Annotated in this window: 17 protein-coding genes and 4 tRNA genes; 8 read left to right on the top strand and 13 right to left on the bottom strand. The window is 41.2% G+C overall.

Annotation, left to right across the window (positions count from 1 at the left end; genetic code table 11):
• From BM380_RS15330 to murB, 8 genes are all read right to left on the bottom strand, one after another.
• Positions 1–739 (bottom strand): elongation factor Tu (locus tag BM380_RS15330; RefSeq protein WP_139232432.1); only part of this gene is annotated, 739 nt, incomplete at its 3' end.
• 135 nt (positions 740–874) lie between these two features.
• Positions 875–950, bottom strand: a tRNA-Thr gene (locus tag BM380_RS15335).
• Positions 951–960: 10 nt separating this feature from the next.
• A tRNA-Gly gene (locus BM380_RS15340) sits at positions 961–1,035 on the bottom strand.
• Between the two features lie 46 nt (positions 1,036–1,081).
• Positions 1,082–1,166, bottom strand: a tRNA-Tyr gene (locus BM380_RS15345).
• Positions 1,167–1,205: 39 nt separating this feature from the next.
• Positions 1,206–1,281: transfer RNA gene (locus tag BM380_RS15350), tRNA-Thr, on the bottom strand.
• A gap of 126 nt (positions 1,282–1,407) precedes the next feature.
• Positions 1,408–2,106, bottom strand: coding sequence for a type III pantothenate kinase (locus BM380_RS15355; RefSeq protein ID WP_013466180.1), 699 nt, complete (start codon positions 2,104–2,106; stop codon positions 1,408–1,410).
• Positions 2,103–3,095: a bifunctional biotin--[acetyl-CoA-carboxylase] ligase/biotin operon repressor BirA gene (gene birA / locus BM380_RS15360; RefSeq protein ID WP_090495066.1), complete on the bottom strand. Its 993-nt coding sequence runs from the start codon at positions 3,093–3,095 to the stop codon at positions 2,103–2,105. Before birA ends, BM380_RS15355 begins: the two co-directional genes overlap by 4 nt.
• Entirely contained in the window at positions 3,092–4,102 is a 1,011-nt protein-coding gene (gene murB / locus BM380_RS15365) for a UDP-N-acetylmuramate dehydrogenase (RefSeq protein WP_090495068.1), read from the bottom strand. The genes birA and murB overlap by 4 nt, the downstream gene beginning before the upstream one ends.
• 142 nt (positions 4,103–4,244) lie before the next feature.
• On the opposite strand from murB, the gene BM380_RS15370 reads away from it, so the two are divergent.
• Positions 4,245–6,086, top strand: a complete 1,842-nt coding sequence (locus BM380_RS15370) for a M1 family metallopeptidase (protein ID WP_090495070.1) — start codon at positions 4,245–4,247, stop codon at positions 6,084–6,086.
• A gap of 57 nt (positions 6,087–6,143) precedes the next feature.
• Here BM380_RS15370 and BM380_RS15375 read toward each other — a convergent pair whose 3' ends face one another.
• A complete protein-coding gene (locus BM380_RS15375) occupies positions 6,144–6,746 on the bottom strand; it encodes a DUF2057 domain-containing protein (RefSeq protein ID WP_064662697.1) in 603 nt (200 codons plus the stop codon).
• 92 nt (positions 6,747–6,838) lie between these two features.
• Between BM380_RS15375 and BM380_RS15380 the strand changes: the two genes are divergently transcribed.
• From BM380_RS15380 to BM380_RS15390, 3 genes are all read left to right on the top strand, one after another.
• Positions 6,839–7,210, top strand: coding sequence for a histidine triad nucleotide-binding protein (locus BM380_RS15380; RefSeq protein WP_064662696.1), 372 nt, complete (start codon positions 6,839–6,841; stop codon positions 7,208–7,210).
• Between the two features lie 213 nt (positions 7,211–7,423).
• Positions 7,424–8,080 (top strand): helix-turn-helix transcriptional regulator, encoded by a 657-nt coding sequence (locus BM380_RS15385; protein ID WP_008108518.1) that lies wholly within the window; start codon positions 7,424–7,426, stop codon positions 8,078–8,080.
• A gap of 80 nt (positions 8,081–8,160) precedes the next feature.
• Entirely contained in the window at positions 8,161–10,317 is a 2,157-nt protein-coding gene (locus BM380_RS15390; protein ID WP_033103589.1) for a response regulator, read from the top strand.
• Positions 10,318–10,420: 103 nt separating this feature from the next.
• On the opposite strand, the gene BM380_RS15395 is transcribed toward BM380_RS15390, so the two are convergent.
• The 3 genes from BM380_RS15395 to BM380_RS15405 are packed head-to-tail and all read right to left on the bottom strand — an operon-like array spanning position 10,421 to position 13,807.
• A complete protein-coding gene (locus BM380_RS15395; protein WP_090495071.1) occupies positions 10,421–11,845 on the bottom strand; it encodes a mannose-1-phosphate guanylyltransferase/mannose-6-phosphate isomerase in 1,425 nt (474 codons plus the stop codon).
• 58 nt (positions 11,846–11,903) lie between these two features.
• A complete protein-coding gene (locus BM380_RS15400) occupies positions 11,904–12,677 on the bottom strand; it encodes an amidohydrolase (RefSeq protein ID WP_090495073.1) in 774 nt (257 codons plus the stop codon).
• Positions 12,665–13,807 carry a methionine aminotransferase gene (locus tag BM380_RS15405; RefSeq protein WP_090495074.1) on the bottom strand — a complete coding sequence of 381 codons (1,143 nt, stop codon included), beginning with the start codon at positions 13,805–13,807 and terminating at the stop codon, positions 12,665–12,667. Before BM380_RS15405 ends, BM380_RS15400 begins: the two co-directional genes overlap by 13 nt.
• A gap of 107 nt (positions 13,808–13,914) precedes the next feature.
• Between BM380_RS15405 and BM380_RS15410 the strand changes: the two genes are divergently transcribed.
• From BM380_RS15410 to BM380_RS15420, 3 genes are read left to right on the top strand one after another with little or no spacing between them, the layout of a single operon-like run.
• Entirely contained in the window at positions 13,915–14,532 is a 618-nt protein-coding gene (locus BM380_RS15410) for a methylthioribulose 1-phosphate dehydratase (RefSeq protein ID WP_036957053.1), read from the top strand.
• Positions 14,529–15,215 carry an acireductone synthase gene (gene mtnC / locus BM380_RS15415; RefSeq protein ID WP_016899071.1) on the top strand — a complete coding sequence of 229 codons (687 nt, stop codon included), beginning with the start codon at positions 14,529–14,531 and terminating at the stop codon, positions 15,213–15,215. The genes BM380_RS15410 and mtnC overlap by 4 nt, the downstream gene beginning before the upstream one ends.
• The gene (locus BM380_RS15420; RefSeq protein ID WP_090495076.1) at positions 15,212–15,754 is read left to right on the top strand and encodes a 1,2-dihydroxy-3-keto-5-methylthiopentene dioxygenase; all 543 of its coding nucleotides are present in this window, start codon (positions 15,212–15,214) and stop codon (positions 15,752–15,754) included. The genes mtnC and BM380_RS15420 overlap by 4 nt, the downstream gene beginning before the upstream one ends.
• 63 nt (positions 15,755–15,817) lie before the next feature.
• On the opposite strand, the gene mtnA is transcribed toward BM380_RS15420, so the two are convergent.
• Entirely contained in the window at positions 15,818–16,843 is a 1,026-nt protein-coding gene (gene mtnA / locus BM380_RS15425) for an S-methyl-5-thioribose-1-phosphate isomerase (protein ID WP_090495077.1), read from the bottom strand.
• A gap of 130 nt (positions 16,844–16,973) precedes the next feature.
• Here mtnA and mtnK point away from each other — a divergent pair, with 130 nt between their 5' ends.
• A complete protein-coding gene (mtnK, locus tag BM380_RS15430; RefSeq protein ID WP_217644061.1) occupies positions 16,974–18,191 on the top strand; it encodes an S-methyl-5-thioribose kinase in 1,218 nt (405 codons plus the stop codon).
• Positions 18,192–18,194: the final 3 nt, after the last annotated feature.

Here is an 18,194-nt window from a genome sequence, read left to right on the forward strand (position 1 = left end):
CAACGATTTCAACTTCGTCGTTCACGTTGATGATACCAGCTTCAACACGGCCAGTTACAACAGTACCACGACCTTGGATTGAGAAAACGTCTTCGATAGGCATGATGAATGGCTTATCGATGTCACGCTCTGGCTCTGGAATGTAAGTATCTAGTGCTTCTGCAAGCTCTACGATTTTAGCTTCCCATTGCTCTTCGCCTTCAAGTGCTTTAAGTGCAGAACCTTGAATTAGTGGTAAGTCATCACCTGGGAAGTCGTATTCAGAAAGAAGTTCACGAACTTCCATTTCTACTAGCTCAAGTAGCTCTTCATCATCAACCATGTCACATTTGTTCATGAACACAACGATGTAAGGAACACCAACTTGGCGAGAAAGTAGGATGTGCTCACGAGTTTGTGGCATAGGACCATCAGTCGCAGCAACTACTAAGATAGCGCCATCCATTTGAGCAGCACCAGTGATCATGTTTTTAACATAATCGGCGTGACCAGGACAATCTACGTGTGCGTAGTGACGAGTAGGAGTATCGTACTCAACGTGTGAAGTTGAGATTGTGATACCACGCTCGCGCTCTTCTGGAGCGTTATCGATTGATGCGAAATCTTTAGCAACACCGCCGTATACTTTTGCAAGTACGTTAGTGATTGCTGCAGTTAGTGTAGTTTTACCGTGGTCAACGTGGCCGATTGTACCAACGTTTACGTGCGGTTTTACGCGTTCAAACTTTTCTTTTGCCATGACGGAACCTATCAGTTTTGTGTATCTAGATTACATATGAAAATAATCCACCATAGGTAGATTAAGTTAATTTTTTCAAATTTCAAATAGTTTTTTCTGACAGATAAAGGAAGTGTTTAAGGCGATTCGATTGACTGGTGCTGATAGGCAGATTTGAACTGCCGACCTCACCCTTACCAAGGGTGCGCTCTACCAACTGAGCTATATCAGCATCATCAAATTGGAGCGGGCAGCGGGAATCGAACCCGCATCATCAGCTTGGAAGGCTGAGGTAATAGCCATTATACGATGCCCGCTTTAAGGAACCTGTTCTTAAACTACCTCTAACCGTCTAGAATAAAGTGGTGGAGGGAGCTGGATTCGAACCAGCGAAGGCTGAGCCGTCAGATTTACAGTCTGATCCCTTTGGCCGCTCGGGAACCCCTCCACGATAATTCTTTACTAAGCACTTCCGGTAAAAGGAAAGTGGTGCCGACTAACCGAGTCGAACGGTTGACCTACTGATTACAAGTCAGTTGCTCTACCAGCTGAGCTAAGTCGGCACTGCTTTAGTACGGGGCGAGATTCTAGAGTAAGGTTTATTGGGATGCAACCAAAAAATTAAAAAAAATGTGATTTAATGCTTCAAATGCTCACTATTCGCGCAAAAAGCTGTTTTTTTGTTGTTTTTAACTCTTTTTAGCTAACTCATACCAGTAATTTAAGCCTTTCATTACTAGCATTGGGTCGAAAATACTCTGTGAAAAATGCCCTTGTAACAGCTGACCATAACCACCCGCAAAAATTAAGAGGCTATTTTTTGTCTTTAAATGCAATCTTGCTTGCTCAATGGCACCCATAGTTGCCACTAAGGCTCCGTTTTTTAACCCATTAGGGGTGTTTTTTCCAAGCTCATTAGCAAATGGCGTGTTTGCATCATCAAATACCCGCTGAGTATTTTGAGTGAGTGATGAGGTCATTAAATCAAGCCCAGGTAATATCCAGCCTCCTAGATGCTGCCCATCATTATTGAGAACGTCTATGGTGGTAGCCGTGCCAGCATCAACAACAATAGCAGCCATATTAGGGTAAAGCGTATAACCGCTAATAAGCGCCAACCATCTATCTATACCCAAATTACCTACTTGCTGATACGCGCAGCGTAACCCACCGAGCTCACTACTAACCGTAGCCTCAAAACAATCAATATTATGCGTTTTGGCTTGCGCTAATAATTGTTTAAGTAACTCGCTACGACCAACACAAGCGTAAATAACAACCGTAATTTGCTGCCATGAAATATTATTAATATCACATGGCTGTATTTGCCCGTTTTCCCACAATACGGCTTTGAGTGAAGTATTACCTACATCAATTAACAATCTCATGCTTGCGCCTTTCTTAATGAAATCTCGCCGCCATAATAACTTTTTACTTCGCCGTCTTGGCGAATACGTACACCACCGTGCGCATCTATACCTTCACAAATGCCACACCAACTACGATGCCCGGTATTAAGCTCTACCTGCTCGCCTGCAAACGCATTTAATTCATTCCATTGTTGATACATAGTTTGTAAGCCATTCTCACGATATTGCGCTAAGCGTTGCTCTAGCCAATAAGTTAATGAAGCTACTAGTTGATTTTTATCTAGCTGCTGGGTGTGCTGACTTAAATCTGTCCATGCTTGGTCAATGTGCTGACTGGCACTTTGTGGCATATTTAAATTAATACCAATTCCTATCACCAACTGACACGGCCCTTGTGGTTGCCCGTCTAATTCAACTAATACGCCAGCGAGCTTTTGTTTGTTTATGTAAATGTCGTTTGGCCACTTTAACTCTACACCAATACCATAAAGTGCTTTTATCGCATCACACACCGCTAAACCAACAGCAATCGATACACCCATAGCGGCTTGTAAACCATCATCTAATCGCCAAAAATAGCTGTAGTATAAGTTGGCACCAAATGGCGATTGCCATACACGCCCTCGACGCCCCCGACCTGCTTGCTGCATTTCGGCAACGATTACCGTGCCCGACTGAAGTGGTGTTTTAGCCTGAATGCGGCGCATTAGTTCGCTGTTGGTTGAATCAATGAGCGGCTGCACTTCAATATTAGCGATATTTTGCCCTAACTCAGCATAAAGCTGTTGTATTTTTTCCTGATTAAGTAACCCTACTTGGTTATTTAAGCAATAGCCTTTACCTGTAACTTTAAATACATCTAAGCCCATAGCTTGTAGGCTTTGAATGTGTTTACTAACAGCGGCACGACTAATTCCTAATTCCTCTCCTAAAGCTTGCCCAGAGACAAACCCGCCTTTATTAAGCGCATTTAAAATAGCCAGCTTGTTTCCATCAGGTGCTTTCATGCTGATTGCTCCAAAGAGATATGGCATTCATTGTGTTGATCAATTAACCGCACTTCGTGTTCTAAGCTTATGTTATAGCGCGCTAAAACAGTGTTTTGAATATGGGTGATCATGCTGATCAAATCATCCCCTGTACTGTGACCATGGTTAACGAGCACCAAAGCTTGCTGCTGATGCACTTCAATACCGGCAATCTTATATCCCTTTAATCCCGCTTGCTCTATTAACCACCCCGCTGCAACTTTATGATGACCGGCTCCGTGTGGGTAATGAGGTAACTCAGGAAACTGCGCAAGTAACGGCACTAACGCAGCATTCGTAATAATTGGGTTTTTAAAAAAACTCCCAGCATTAGCTAGTTTATAAGGGTCTGGGAGTTTGCTATTGCGTGTTTGTATCACCTGCTCACATACTTGCTGTGGCGTCGGATTTTTTAGTTGTTGTAGCGGCCCATAGCTAAGTACTGGTTGCCATATTTTTGGCAGTTTAAAGTGCACTTGGGTGATCACCGCTTTACTTTTTAACGCGTGTTTAAAAACCGATTCACGATAAGCAAAGTGGCATTGCTGATTAGTTAAAGATTTGAAGCAGTTGCTATTAATATCAAAATATTCAACAGTTTCTACAAATTGTGCTATTTCTACACCGTAGGCACCAATATTTTGCACTGGCGCGGCACCGACTGTGCCTGGTATGAGTGCTAAGTTTTCAAACCCTGCTATGCCTTGCTCAAGCAAGTCAGTCACTAATTGATGCCAATTTTCACCGGCAGCCGCACTGACTAAAAAGTCATTTTCCCGTTCAGTAATATTAATTCCTTGGGTCGCCATTTTAATAACCGTGCCAGCATAATCATTTAAAAAAATGGTATTACTGCCCTCCCCTAACAGACAAAAAGGCGCGTTAAAGCTCTGAGTTTGAAGCTGCGCTGAGTCGGTGATCTCAATAAAATTTTGGCATTGGCTACTTAATGCAAATGTATGTAGGGGTTGTAATGAGTGCGCCACAAGGGTCCTAAAGGTACCAGTAATTAATCGCTCTAGTTTAACTCATCGTCGCAAATTGCGCATCAGCTTGTAAAAATTGTTCAACCCACTGTGGCAATCATGTTATAAAACGGGTACTTTTTTATTTGTACTCAAGGTAATTATGAAAATCAAACCTCTTTTTTTAAGCCTCGCTATGGCCGGTATGTGCTCGCAAGCAATGGCTAGCGCTATTGATCAAAATTCCTACGCCAACCTTGATGATGTTATCACCACGCATTTAAACCTTGATTTAGACATCGACTTTGCCGACAAGCAATTAGAAGGTTTTGTTGAGCATACGCTACAATGGCAAAACGCGAAAAGCACAAAGCTAGTACTTGATACCCGCGATCTTGATATTGATAAAGTGATGTATCAAACAGCTAATGGCAATTGGTATAAAGCCAGTTTTAACCTTGCTAATCGCGACGATGTTAAAGGCTCAAAACTAACCATTACATTTAAAAGCCAAGCTGAAAAAGTCCGTATTTACTACAACAGTCGCCCAGAAGCGTCGGGCTTACAGTGGTTAACGCCAGAGCAAACAGCCAGTAAAACGCACCCGTTTATGTATAGTCAATCGCAAGCGATACATGCACGTAGTTGGATCCCTGTGCAAGATACACCGGCAATGCGTGTGACTTATTCTGCACGTATTCATACCCCTGAAGATGTGCGTGCGGTAATGAGTGCCGATAATAAAGATGCCCTTTATAAAGACGGTGATTACCACTTCAATATGCCACAAGCAATTTCGCCTTACTTAATTGCGATTGGTGCTGGTAACTTAGAATTTAAAGCGATGTCTAAACAAACCGGTATTTTTGCTGAACCGACTATTTTGGATGCCTCAGTTGCTGAATTTAATGACACCCAAGCGATGATCGACAAAACCAATGCGATGTATGGTGAATATGCTTGGGGTCGCTATGACTTACTTATGCTACCGCCTAGCTTCCCATTTGGTGGCATGGAAAACCCGCGTCTATCATTTATTACCCCAACCGTTGTTGCTGGCGATAAAAGCCTCGTTAACCTGATTGCACATGAGCTTGCTCACTCTTGGTCTGGTAACTTAGTAACCAATGCCACATGGGAAGACTTATGGTTAAACGAAGGATTTACCTCTTACGTTGAAAACCGCATTATGGAAGAAGTATTTGGTCGCGACCGTGCAGTAATGGAGCAAGCGCTTGATGCAGCTGGCCTGCGTGCGCAACTTAAAACCATTGATGCACCAGACACTCGCCTTAATTTAAAACTTAATGGCCGCGATCCGGATGATGCGTTTAGCTCAGTGCCTTACACAAAGGGTCAGCTATTTTTAATCTACCTAGAAGAAAAATATGGCCGTGATAAGTTTGATGACTTTGTTAAAACTTACTTTAATGAATTTGCGTTTAAATCGCTAACCACTGCGCAATTTGTGACTTACATCAAAGCTAACTTAATTGAAAAGTACCCTGGTGTAGTGAGCATGGATAAAGTGAACGAGTGGATTTTTGAGCCTGGTTTACCAAGTGATGCACCTAACCCTACCTCTGATGCGTTCGATAAAGTAGATGCTGCAACAAAAGCATGGTTAAAGGGGGATACAACTGCCGCACAATTACCTACTGCAAATTGGACAGTGCATGAGTGGCTGCACTTTTTAAATAACCTACCGCGCGATTTAAGCATTGAAAAAATGACTGAATTAGACGGCGAGTTTAACTTAACCCAATCAACTAACGCAGAACGCGCATTTGCATGGTACATGCTAGCAGTGGGTAACGGTTACCAACCGATTTACCCTGCGCTTGATAAACACTTATCGGGTATTGGTCGTCGTAAGCTAATAGTGCCACTTTACAAAGCACTTATTACACATGGTAAAAAAGACTGGGCACAAAGCGTGTACTTAAAAGCACGTCCGGGTTATCACCCACTTGCACAAGGTACCATTGACGCGTTATTTGAATAAATAATAGCGTTACCAATAAACTAAAAAGGGCCAATTTGGCCCTTTTTTAATGCTTAATTATTTTGTTACTTTATCTAAAAAAGCCTGCCTTTCAGCGAGCGTTGCTTGTTGCCACCAAAACTCGAGCATATTTGCCGCACTTGGCATGCCTTTTCCATTAATTGGCGTAATCGGTTTAATGGGACGACTCGGTTTTTGCGGGCCCGCTGGGATTGCTGTTGTTTGCTGTTTAAACTGTGCGCTTTGAACTTGTCGTTCGGCAATAATATTTAATGGCTTAGCTAAGGTGCTGCCTTTTGCTTTTAAACTCACTTGCGGTGCCTCAGCAAATACTTTTGCCGCTACCGCATTTTCAGCACGATTAAATACTAAGGTGTAATCTTTACCCGCTTCAATGGTTACATTCACCCAAAAAGGTTCTGATTCAATCACTTCATGATCGTCATAACCTAAATCATATAAATCTGTGTATTTAAGTTTTAGCTGATAAGTACCCGGTGCTAATTCAACATCATCAACACGACTAAAAAGCGAACTTTCAATTATTCGTTCACCCACTTGCAAAGGAACAAATTCCTCAGGAAAGTGAATATTTTCTGCCAAACTCGATGCACTCACTAAGAGCGCCGCTACACTGCCTAATAATATTGATTTACGCATAATTACTCCTTTAGTTGATTTCAGTTTGACACTGCTAGCAAAATTTGTCATTAGTGACACATATATTAATCAAATAAATTAGAGTCATCATTATGAGCCAAGAGACTATTTTTACTAAAATTATTAATCGCGAAATTCCAGCCGACATTATTTACGAAGACGATGACACGCTGGCGTTTAAAGACATTAATCCTCAAGCGCCATTTCATGTATTAATTATTCCCAAGCAACCAATTGCCACTATAAATGATATAAATAATGAAAACTCACATTTAATTGGTAATTTATACACGGTCGCCGCAAAACTGGCCAAGCAACACAACTTTAGCGATGACGGCTACCGCGTTGTGATGAACTGTAATGAACATGGTGGCCAAACTGTGTATCACATACATTTACATATGCTCGCAGGTAAAGAAATGGGCTGGCCTCCATACCAAGAAACTAAAAAAACGGCGCTATAGTGCTTAGTTAAATCTTAGATTAGTTTAAAAAAATCAAAAATACGGCGTTTTTCTTACTACACGAAAAAAAACAATTACTTATTTGCAACATTTTATGTTTAAATAATCGGAAATCGCACCTTTTCTCCAGTGAAATAATGATTTTCTAATACAAAAGGTGTGTAGGGATTGTGGTAAAATTAATTAGCCAGCTTTATAAAAGAGTAAAAAAACATGAGCAGTTCAGCCTTTTTGTTGTTAGATGAAGAACCAATTAACACTATTGGTATTAACGTTTTAGAGCCATTGTTAAAAACGCAAGGCCTTGACGTAACTACGGGTACAAATATTTTAGATGTTCCGGTAGGTACTCGCTTATTGTTCATTGAAACATCAAGTAAAGACGCATGGACAAAGCTAAAAGAGCAACTCGTTAATTTACGCATCAAGTGCGATATTGTGTTGTTCAATTTAGATGAAAACCCAGAGCTTGCTAATCGCGCATTGCTTAGCGGTATTCGTGGTGTATTTTACACCACTGATAATGCCGATGTACTCATGAAAGGGATTCGTTTATTACTCGAAGATCAGCTTTGGTATCGTCGTGACATTATGTGTAATGCGCTTAACCGCATGCTGCAATTTAATAAAGACGCCCTGCATAAACTAACTGATGGTGATATTGAACCAATAAAGCTAACGAAGCGTGAAAAAGCAATTATCTCGTTAATGAGTAATGGTTCTAAAAATAAAGAAATTGCTGAAGAGTTAAGTATTAGCCCGCATACGGTTAAAACTCATTTATACAGTGCATTTAGAAAAACTAAATGTCGTAACCGTATTGAATTACTTTCTTGGGCACAACAAAACATTCCTGACGAAATTCGTTAACGTTTGTTTGAATAAATACCATACAGGCACTTTAAGTGCCTGTTTTTATATCTTCTTTAAAAAACGCTGTTGGGGTCTTAATGCTCGACTCATTTACGCTTTATTTTGCCAGTATCGCCGTTATGACAGTGATGACGCTACTGAACTTTTTAACCTGGCGTACCAATAAGCATGTTCCCGGCACGTTACTTTATATTTTTTATCCTTTACTGCTATTAGCTGCCATTGTTAGTTTTGCGCTAATAGGCAAAATTCCTGATCAGATTGCCATTACCCTTGCTAATAACATGATGTTTTTAGCTTCTATTGTGCATTGTTTGTCACTGAGTCAATTTTTAAATTATCATGGTCGTGGCCTTAAGTTTGTTTGCCTATTTACAGCGCTCAGCGCTTTGCTGCTTGTTTATTTCACATTTTTACAGCCCTCAATGCGCTCACGGGTATATATTTCTGATCTGCAGCATATTGTAGAGGCCACTTTTTTATTATTTATATTTATAAAATATGCGCGAAAACCCTACCCTAACGCCAGTATTGTTTACATAATTATTTTAACTTTAGTTGCAGCAAGTTTTATTACCCGAAGCCTATTTATGGATGACATTGCACAACAGGATGCCATTTTAAATTCATGGTTTAACTCACTGTTATTTTTAAATAGTGTTATTGCCCCCATGTTCTATGCTGCAGGTATGGCGTTGTTATGTAATGAGCGCAGGGAATTACGACTTAATAAACTCACCGAAAAAGCTCATAAAGATTTAGAAATTCGCGGACTGTTTTTATCCACCATCAGTCATGAAATACGCACACCACTAAACGGCATATTAGGCAGTGCACAACTGGTATTAAATCAAACCAGCGACAGCCGTAACAAAGCCTATTGTGAGGCCATTATCAACTCAGCTGAGTCACTCAACTTACTGGTAGATAAAGTGCTGGAATATGCAAGCTTAGATCAGCACGACGAAGCCCTGTACGAAGAAGACATAGAGTTTAAAACGTGGCTGCAAAACTTATGTTTGCTGTTAAGCCCTCTGGCCGAACAAAAACAACTTAAATTTGAGCTCGCCTGTAATATCCCCGACAAAGCCTGTTACTACTGCGACCAACAAAAACTCAGACAAATTATTATTAACCTTGTAGGTAATGCGATTAAATTTACCGATACGGGGATGGTAAAAGTACAAATAGACTTAATTAATGAAACCCAGCTAGATCATACCCTTAAAGTAAGCGTACTCGATTCAGGTCCAGGCATTGAAAAAGATGAAATTGATTATTTAACTGAGCCCTACATTCAAAGCAGTGCCGGTAAAGAAAAAGGCGGAACAGGCCTAGGACTAGCTATAACCAGTCGCCTTCTCGATAAAATTAATAGCCAGCTAGAAATTACCAGTGAGCTGGGAGTAGGAAGTGTCTTTAGCTTTAACATGACGTTAGCTATTGGTGAGCTTAGTCTCGTAGAGCAACGCCATCAAAGTAAGGACTATTTAACCGGACTCGATGTATTACTTGTTGAAGATTTAGATCTGAACCAAAAAATTGCCGTTGAATTTATGGCAGACGACGAGCATAAAATTAAGCTCGCTAAAGATGGCAAAAGTGCGATTGAGTTAATGAAAAAATACCACTTTGATGTGGTGCTACTTGATATGAACTTACCCGATTTAACAGGGCAACAAGTGCTAAAAACACTCAAGCGAGTGGAGCATAAAAATCAGCGAACGCCGGTGCTGGCCTTTACTGCCAGTTTGAGCCCTGATGAAATAAAAGAATACTTAGCACTGGGTATTAAAGACATTGTTGGCAAGCCATTAAAGCAAGAGAAACTACGCCAAGCATTGAGTGATTCACAGTCAACACAAACAGCTAATATTGCCGTCGAGCTGATTGATACGTTATACGATGAAACCGCAACAGACACCCTGACAAGCTCTTTTAGTATTGATGAAGTATCTTCTATTTATAATGAATTTATTCTTTCTGCTCGTAATAAGCTGAGCCGTTGCCAAGCTTTATTAGAGCAAGACCCCGAGCAATGCATTAAGTTATTACATCGCCAAGCCAGCACCGCTATGCAACTTGGTTTTAATAGCTATGGACTAGCTCTAAAAAAAATTGAGCGACGCTTACTAGATAAAAAACCATTAAATAACTCGTTAAATGAAGCCAGCACACTGTGGCAACACAGTTTAGAAGCGTATTTAAAGTATGTGCGGCAAGGACTAGGGTAAAAACGGGCTACGGGCTACGGGCTACGGGCTACGGGCTACGGGCTACGGGCTACCAAGTTTTACTGCAGTGACAAATAATCAAGCATTTTCACTATTTATACTGTTATTTTCTGCCGTATATATCGTCAAATCGCTCTATATCGCTTTCATCTAAAATGGCACCCGTTTGCACTTCAATAACAACTAAGGGCTCGGGCTGATTATTCGCTAAACTGTGCAGCTGTTTTGCAGCAATATAACAAGACTGGTCATGGGTCAGCGTTAAGCTTTGCTGGTCAATACATATATCTGCAGTGCCTGATACTACCACCCAATGCTCAGCGCGATGCTGATGACGCTGCGTTGAGAGCCTAGCCCCACTATTAACGGTTATTTTTTTTACTTTAAAACCGATACTTTCTACCAGCGTACGATAATTTCCCCAAGGGCGGTAAACCACCTGATGGTGTGTCAGTTTGTTATTATGTGTTGTTGTCAATTGCTTGAGTAATAACGGGAGGGCATCAAGCGCATTTTGATCAGCAATTAAAGTGGCGTCGTGGGTATGAATAACCGCTAAATCGCTTACCCCTAACGTCGCTATTGTGTGTCCATCTTCGCTAATAACTAAGTTGTTACTACTGTTTTGGGCGATATGTTCTTGGTGTGGGCTATTACCCTGTGGATCTTTTTTACTCAACGCTGCGAGTGCAGAAAAACTACCCACATCGCTCCAATTTAATGCAACGGGCATTACCACCACATTATTACTACGCTCTAAAATAGCATAATCAATCGAGTCACTTGGGCAAGATTCAAGTGCATGAGTATTTGCTCTTGTAAACGCTAAGTCTTGTTTAAAATCAGTGGCACTAGCAACACTTTTAGCTATTTTTGGCGCAAAGCGTTCCAGCTCTTTTAGATATGCAGCGGGAGTAAATAAAAACATGCCACTGTTCCAACTATAACCGCCCTCAGTTAAATAGGTTGATGCAGTTGCTAAATCAGGTTTTTCTTTAAACTGGTCTACCTCAAAGCAAGCAGTACCTATAATTGCTGTGCCCTGTTTGATATAGCCATAACCGGTATGCGGCTCTGTTGGCGTAATTGAAAATGTAACTAATTTACCTTGCTCAGCCAGTGTCACCGCATCAGATAACTGAGCAGTTAATGGCGTAAAATCTTCAATATAATGATCGGCAGGCATCACCAACAAAGGACCTGTAATATTATTTTTTAATGCATAGTGCGCGGCAAGGGCAATGGCTGGTGCGGTATTTTTGCCTTCTGGCTCAAGTACTATGGCATGGGGCTTTGCAAATGCTGCCTGCTGCGCGGCAATAAATCGATGCTGCTCATTACAGACCAAAATAGCGGGATTAAAGTCCTCAGTTGCAACACGCACTAACGTGCTTTGCAATAACGACTGCTGGTTTTTATTATCAAGCAAAGATAAAAACTGCTTTGGCATTGCTTGGCGCGACAGCGGCCAAAGCCGTGTGCCAATGCCGCCAGCTAAAATTACCGGTGTAATAAGGGTTGTATTCATAAAGCCGCCAATAAAAATATCAGCGGCTATTTTAGCACTTTATCGGCTGGGCGCTAATTTATACCAATGTAAAAGCATCAGCATCTAAATGTGCCGGAAATTTAGCTCTAAACTCATCAAGCGGCGCTTTATTTAACGTGATTGTTAGTAGTGCTTGCTGGTCGTCATTCGCTTTAATCAGTGGCTCACCTTTAAAGTCATACACTGCAGTTCCACCACTGTGAGCAATACCATTGCCATCTTCACCAACCCGGTTTACGCCAACCACGTAGCATAGGTTTTCCATTGCTCGTGCCATTAATAAAGTGTCCCATACATTGCGCCTTGCTGCTGGCCAATTGGCAATATTTATCATCACGTCGTAGTCATTGTTATTGCGCTGAAACACCGGAAACCGTAAGTCGTAGCATACTTGTGGCAATATTTTAAACCCATTGAGTTCAAACACTTCACGCGTTTGTCCTGCCACTACAAACTCGCCTTCGTTACCTAAACAAAATAAGTGCCGTTTATCGTAATAGCTCACTTCTCCATTTGGTTGTACCCAGTAAAACCGATTCGCTTTTTTACTTCCTTGGGTTACCAATACCGAGCCTGCAATTACCGCATTATAGTGCCTCGCCTGTGCCTTGAGCCAACTCAGTACTGAGCCATTTTCAGCTTCGCCACAGTCAAGGTTAACCGCAAATCCAGTGGCAAAGGTTTCAGGAAGTACAATTAAATCAGGTTGATTGGTGATATTAGCAAGCTGTTTTTCAAACATCGCTAAATTGGCTTTTTTATCGAGCCAATGCAGCGAGCTTTGTAATAATGCTAAGGTTAAAGTTGACATAAAATATGTGCCGCCTCTATTAAGGTTTGATCATTTTTAGCAAAACATAAACGAATAACTTTATCATTGCTTGGTTGCTGATAAAACACGCTCAGTGGAATGGCTGCAACGCCTGCTTGTTCTGCTAACCATTGGCAAAATTCTACGTCATTTAAATCCGATACATCACTGTAATCAAGCAGTAAAAAGTAGGTGCCTTCACTTGGTAAAATGCTAAAGCGGCTATCTTGTAGAGCATTACTGAGCACATCGCGTTTTTGTTGATAAAACTCACTTAGCGCATCCACATGCTCACCTTGCTGTTCTAACATATCGGCGAGTGCATGTTGCGCAGGCGTGAAGCTTGAAAAAGTCACATATTGGTGAATTTTACGAAACTCGACCGCAAGTGTAGCGGGTGCGATGCAGTAACCCATTTTCCAACCAGTGCTATGAAAAGTCTTGCCAAAGCTTGAGATCACAAAGCTGCGAGCAAACAATTCCTCATCTCGTAACACACTTAAATGTGGTTGCTTATCAAAAGTAATATGCTCGTATACTTCATCACTTATCAGGTATAAATCATACTCGATGACTAAGGCTTTTAGGGCATTAATATCGTGCTGTTTTAACGTTTTACCACTTGGGTTATGTGGAGTGTTGATAATAATAGCCCGCGTTTTGCTATTGATAGCCGCAGCCACCGTTTGCCAGTCAATTGCATAACTCGGAGCATGCAAAGCAATATTAACTGACTTACCACCGGCCAATTCAATCGCTGGCTGGTATGAGTCATAAGCAGGGTCAAATACAATGACTTCATCACCTTCGCGCACTAGCGCTTGAATGGCAACAAACAGCGCCTCGGTTGCCCCTGAGGTTACCGTTACTTGCTGCGCGGCATCTATTTCAACCGCATATTTTCGTTTTGCTAACTGGGCAATTTGTTGCTGCAGGCGCGGTACACCAGATGAAGGTGAATATTGATTAACTCCTTCAAGCACATAATGATTAAGCTGTTTTTTAAGTAGCTCAGGCGCATCAAACTCAGGAAAACCCTGCGATAAATTAATCGCTTCGAATTGATTTGCTAAAGCAGTCATTTGACTAAAAATACTGGTGCCTAAATTTGGCAATTTACTTTCAAACACTGGTTACCCTTAATGATGGTTTTACGCCCAAAGCGATGCTATCATTGCTTAAAACAGAAGTATAGCCGTCTAAAACAAATAGCTTTATGCTCATTAGTGAGGAATGTATGCAAAACAATACCGCTATTTCAGAACTTATTGAAGCCGGAAAATGGGTCAGTCAAAAAGGTTGGGTACCCGCAACAGGTGGAAACTTTTCAGCTCGCACCAGTACGGGCTTTGTAGTCACAGCCAGTGGCCAGGACAAAGGCGCGTTAATGCCTGAGCATTTTCTACAATTAAATCATTTAGGTGAGCGTGTTGCAGGGGCAATAAAACCCTCAGCCGAAACACAACTGCATTTGAGCTTGTATCAACTTATTCCTGACGCGCAATATGTTTTGCATACTCACTCGGTAGCGGCAACTGTACTTTCAAATATTATTCAACGCCATCAGCTTGAACTAACCGGCTACGAGATGCAAAAAGCGCTCAGCGGTATTACATCGCACTTAGAATCACTGGCCATCCCTATTTTCGATAACGATCAAGATATAGACCGTTTAAGCCTACTTGTGAGCGACCATCACTTACACTCACCAATTAAGCATGCCGTATTGATCAGAGGTCATGGTTTATATGCTGTTGGCCGTAACATTGATGAAGTTCGCCGCCATTTAGAGGCATTAGAGTTTTTATTTAGTTGCGAGCTAGAACGCTTAAAAATAACAGGAACCGCACTATGATCAAAGCATTGCTAACTGATATTGAAGGCACTATTACGCGTATTTCGTTTGTAAAAGATGTGCTATTTCCTTATGCCGCACAACAACTGCCTGCATTTGTGCGCGGTCACACAGAACAGCCTGAAGTAGCAGAACAAATTAGCGCTGTAAAAGCTGAAATTAACGAGCCTAATGCCGATATCGACACCGTTATTAGCACTTTACTTACTTGGATTGAAGAAGATAAAAAAATAACGCCACTTAAGCAATTACAAGGTTTAATTTGGCAAACAGGCTATGAAAACGGTGATTTTACTGGTCACTTATACCCAGATGCTTATCAATTTTTACAACAACAAAAGCAAGCTGGCCAACAGTTATACGTTTATTCGTCGGGCTCTGTGAAAGCACAGCATTTAATTTTTCAGTATTCTGACTTTGGCGATATTCGCCCACTATTTAGTGATTACTTTGATACCAAAGTAGGCGCCAAACAAGCGCCAAGCGCCTATGAAAACATAATAACGCAATTGCCTTTTAACCCAGACGAAGTATTGTTTTTAAGTGATGTAGTTGCAGAGCTTGATGCTGCAAAAACCGCTGGGCTTAAAACTTTACATTTAATTCGCGATGGGCAAGAAAGCTCATCAAAGCACAGCTACATTAACGATTTTAGCCAATTTAAAGCGGAGCATTTAGCATGAGCCAACTCACTATTTTTGCAGATTCTGACGCCAATAATGCACTGCTGACCAGTAGCGACGTTCAACGTATTACCGCTGAACTTGCTAAGGTTAATGTGCGTTTTGAGCAATGGCAGGCAAATACCGAGATCACTGAAAGCACCAGCAATGATAATATTTTAACTGCCTACAGCGGCGATATTGAACGCTTAAAACAGCAAGGCGGCTATCAAACTGTTGACGTTATATCGCTGGCTAAAGGCAACCCTGATGCTGCAGAATTGCGCAAAAAATTTTTATTTGAACACACTCACAGCGAAGACGAAGTACGCTTTTTTGTCAAAGGCCAAGGGTTATTTTGCTTACACATTGGCAGTAAAGTGTACCAAGTACTTTGTCAACAAGGCGATTTGATCTCAGTACCTAAGCTGACCCCTCATTGGTTTGATATGGGTAGCGACCCAGAATTTACCGCTATTCGTCTATTTAACAATACACAAGGTTGGGTAGCACAAAGCACGGAATCACCGATTGCAGAGCAATTTCCATTATTACCGTAAGTTAATCATTCAAAACCCTGGTCCACACTAATAAACATAACGTGGACCAAACGCATCGCAAAATTACTTCAGCTTTGTGAGCACGCCATTTTCTACCTGACTTTGGTTATAAACACCGGTATCTAACACCCACCCAGTAACCAACTTGGCGGGTGTTACGTCAAATGCGGGGTTATATACATTAGCATTAGTGGGAGCCCACAATGCCTCGCCAAAACTACCACTAACACCACGCACTTCTTGTGGATTACGTTGCTCTATTTCTATATCGCTACCTTGGGCAGTCTTTACATCAAGCGTAGTAACCGGTGCCACCACATAAAATGGAATATTATGAAAATGCGCAAGCACCGCTAAATTATAAGTACCGACTTTATTGGCAAAGTCGCCATTAGCAGCAATACGATCAGCCCCTACAACAATTTTATCTACCTTACCTGCAGCCATTAAACTGGCCGCCATGTTATCGCAAATTAGCGTGTAAGGTATTTGCCAACGCTCCAATTCAAACGCAGTTAAACGCCCACCTTGTAGTAAGGGGCGCGTTTCATCCACCCACACATGGACATTGCCATGGACTTGTTGTGCTTTATAAATAACACCCAATGCAGTACCTATGCCCGCAGTGGCTAAAGCGCCTGTATTACAGTGAGTTAATATATTGTCGCCGCTATTTATTAGCTCAGCCCCACGCGTTGCCATGCGTTCACATAGCTCAATGTCTTCAACAAATAATTGCTCAGCCGTTGCAACAATACTGGCAACATAATCAGTTTGCTTAAGCGCTTGGCGCAACGCCGCCATACAATGCATTAAGTTAACCGCTGTTGGGCGAGTGGCTTCTAGCTCATTTATGGCGGTTGCAAGCGCGTCTCTAGTCATACCTTGCTCAGCTAAATAAGCAATTAATAAACTGGCCCCTAAGCCTATAAGTGGCGCACCACGCACTTTTAAGCTGATGATCAGCTCTTTCATGGTCTCTACAGTGTGGCATTCATGCCACACTTGTTGATGAGGAAGCAAATATTGATCAAGTACACTCAGCGTACTATTTTCATATTTTAAACTGCTTGCGATTAAATTTTGCATAAGGCTCAAAAGATTAGAAGTGCGTAGGGTTATTTTACACCACTTTGAAGAACTCTCAAGTTAGACTTATAGACATCTAAACATTTAAAGGTATAGAATGCTTAAATGCATCTTTATTGAGAATAAAACCATGACTAACTATGTTGCTTTTAATGCACAGCACGCTATTAATTACATCAATTCGTTAATTGAATCTAATCAATACGACTTTTTTAAGCCGGGGCAAGCGCTTACCGCTTATGAATTTGGTGACGGTAATCTCAACTTAGTATTTAGAATTACGGATGAGCAAAACAACAGTATTATATTAAAGCAAGCTTTACCGTATGCGCGTTGTGTAGGTGAGTCGTGGCCATTAACACTTGATAGGGCACGAATTGAGGCAGAAGTTTTACTTAATCATGGGGCTATTTGCCCTGCGCATACGGTTACTGTTTTACATTACAATAAAGACTTAGCTCTGACCATTTTAGAAGATTTAGGTGATTTGCAAATTTTGCGTACAGCGCAAAATAATGCTGAACAATTTCCAAACCTTGCTCACCACGTAGCTGTATATTTAAGCCAAACGGGCTTTTATAACTCTGACTTTTATTTATTAGCGCAAGATAAAAAAGCACGTATTAGCCAATTTACCAACCCTGAACTGTGCCAAATTACTGAAGATTTATTTTTTAGCGATCCGTACACAGAGCATGAACGCAACAACTATCCGGCACAATTACAAACTGAAGTTGAGGCTATTCGTAAAAACGGGGCATTAAAACTTGAAGTAGCAAAGCTAAAAGCTAACTTTTTATCGAACCCACAAACCTTGTTGCATGGCGATATGCACAGCGGAAGTATTTTTGTTAATCAAACTACCACTAAAATGATCGACCCTGAGTTTGGCTTTTTTGGCCCTATTGGCTTTGATATTGGATCTTTTATCGGTAACTTACTACTAAATTACTGTGCTCAGCACGGTCGCATTGACGACTTTGTAGCACGTCGTAATTATCAAACCCATTTATTAAGTACATTGGTTGAATGCTACGCCACATTTGAACAACAGTGGTTTGAGCTCATAAATAAGCAAACAACTGATGAAACACTTAAAGCTTCAGGCTACGCAGAGTATTTTATGAAACATGTTTTACAAGATGCTATTGGCTACTGTGGCATAGAGCTAATTAGACGCACTATAGGCCTTGCTAATGTAATTGATATAGAAGGCATTACCGATGAGGCCGCACGGTTAAACGTACAAAAACAAACATTAGCACTGGGTGAGCAATTGATTTTAAATGCCCACACTTGCGATACTAAAGACGCGTTTTTCAGCTTGCTAATAAGCCATTTAAATTAGGGT

The sequence above is a fragment of the Pseudoalteromonas sp. DSM 26666 genome (genome assembly GCF_900116475.1).
Lineage (GTDB): Bacteria > Pseudomonadota > Gammaproteobacteria > Enterobacterales > Alteromonadaceae > Pseudoalteromonas > Pseudoalteromonas tetraodonis.

Coding starts and splice junctions, on each gene's coding strand:
- BM380_RS15355 (WP_013466180.1), bottom strand. CDS start 2,106: ATGAGATTGTTAATTGATGTAGGTAATACTTCACTCAAAGCCGTATTG.
- birA (WP_090495066.1), bottom strand. CDS start 3,095: ATGAAAGCACCTGATGGAAACAAGCTGGCTATTTTAAATGCGCTTAAT.
- BM380_RS15370 (WP_090495070.1), top strand. CDS start 4,245: ATGAAAATCAAACCTCTTTTTTTAAGCCTCGCTATGGCCGGTATGTGC.
- BM380_RS15375 (WP_064662697.1), bottom strand. CDS start 6,746: ATGCGTAAATCAATATTATTAGGCAGTGTAGCGGCGCTCTTAGTGAGT.
- BM380_RS15380 (WP_064662696.1), top strand. CDS start 6,839: ATGAGCCAAGAGACTATTTTTACTAAAATTATTAATCGCGAAATTCCA.
- BM380_RS15385 (WP_008108518.1), top strand. CDS start 7,424: ATGAGCAGTTCAGCCTTTTTGTTGTTAGATGAAGAACCAATTAACACT.
- BM380_RS15390 (WP_033103589.1), top strand. CDS start 8,161: ATGCTCGACTCATTTACGCTTTATTTTGCCAGTATCGCCGTTATGACA.
- BM380_RS15395 (WP_090495071.1), bottom strand. CDS start 11,845: ATGAATACAACCCTTATTACACCGGTAATTTTAGCTGGCGGCATTGGC.
- BM380_RS15400 (WP_090495073.1), bottom strand. CDS start 12,677: ATGTCAACTTTAACCTTAGCATTATTACAAAGCTCGCTGCATTGGCTC.
- BM380_RS15410 (WP_036957053.1), top strand. CDS start 13,915: ATGCAAAACAATACCGCTATTTCAGAACTTATTGAAGCCGGAAAATGG.
- mtnC (WP_016899071.1), top strand. CDS start 14,529: ATGATCAAAGCATTGCTAACTGATATTGAAGGCACTATTACGCGTATT.
- BM380_RS15420 (WP_090495076.1), top strand. CDS start 15,212: ATGAGCCAACTCACTATTTTTGCAGATTCTGACGCCAATAATGCACTG.
- mtnA (WP_090495077.1), bottom strand. CDS start 16,843: ATGCAAAATTTAATCGCAAGCAGTTTAAAATATGAAAATAGTACGCTG.
- mtnK (WP_217644061.1), top strand. CDS start 16,974: ATGACTAACTATGTTGCTTTTAATGCACAGCACGCTATTAATTACATC.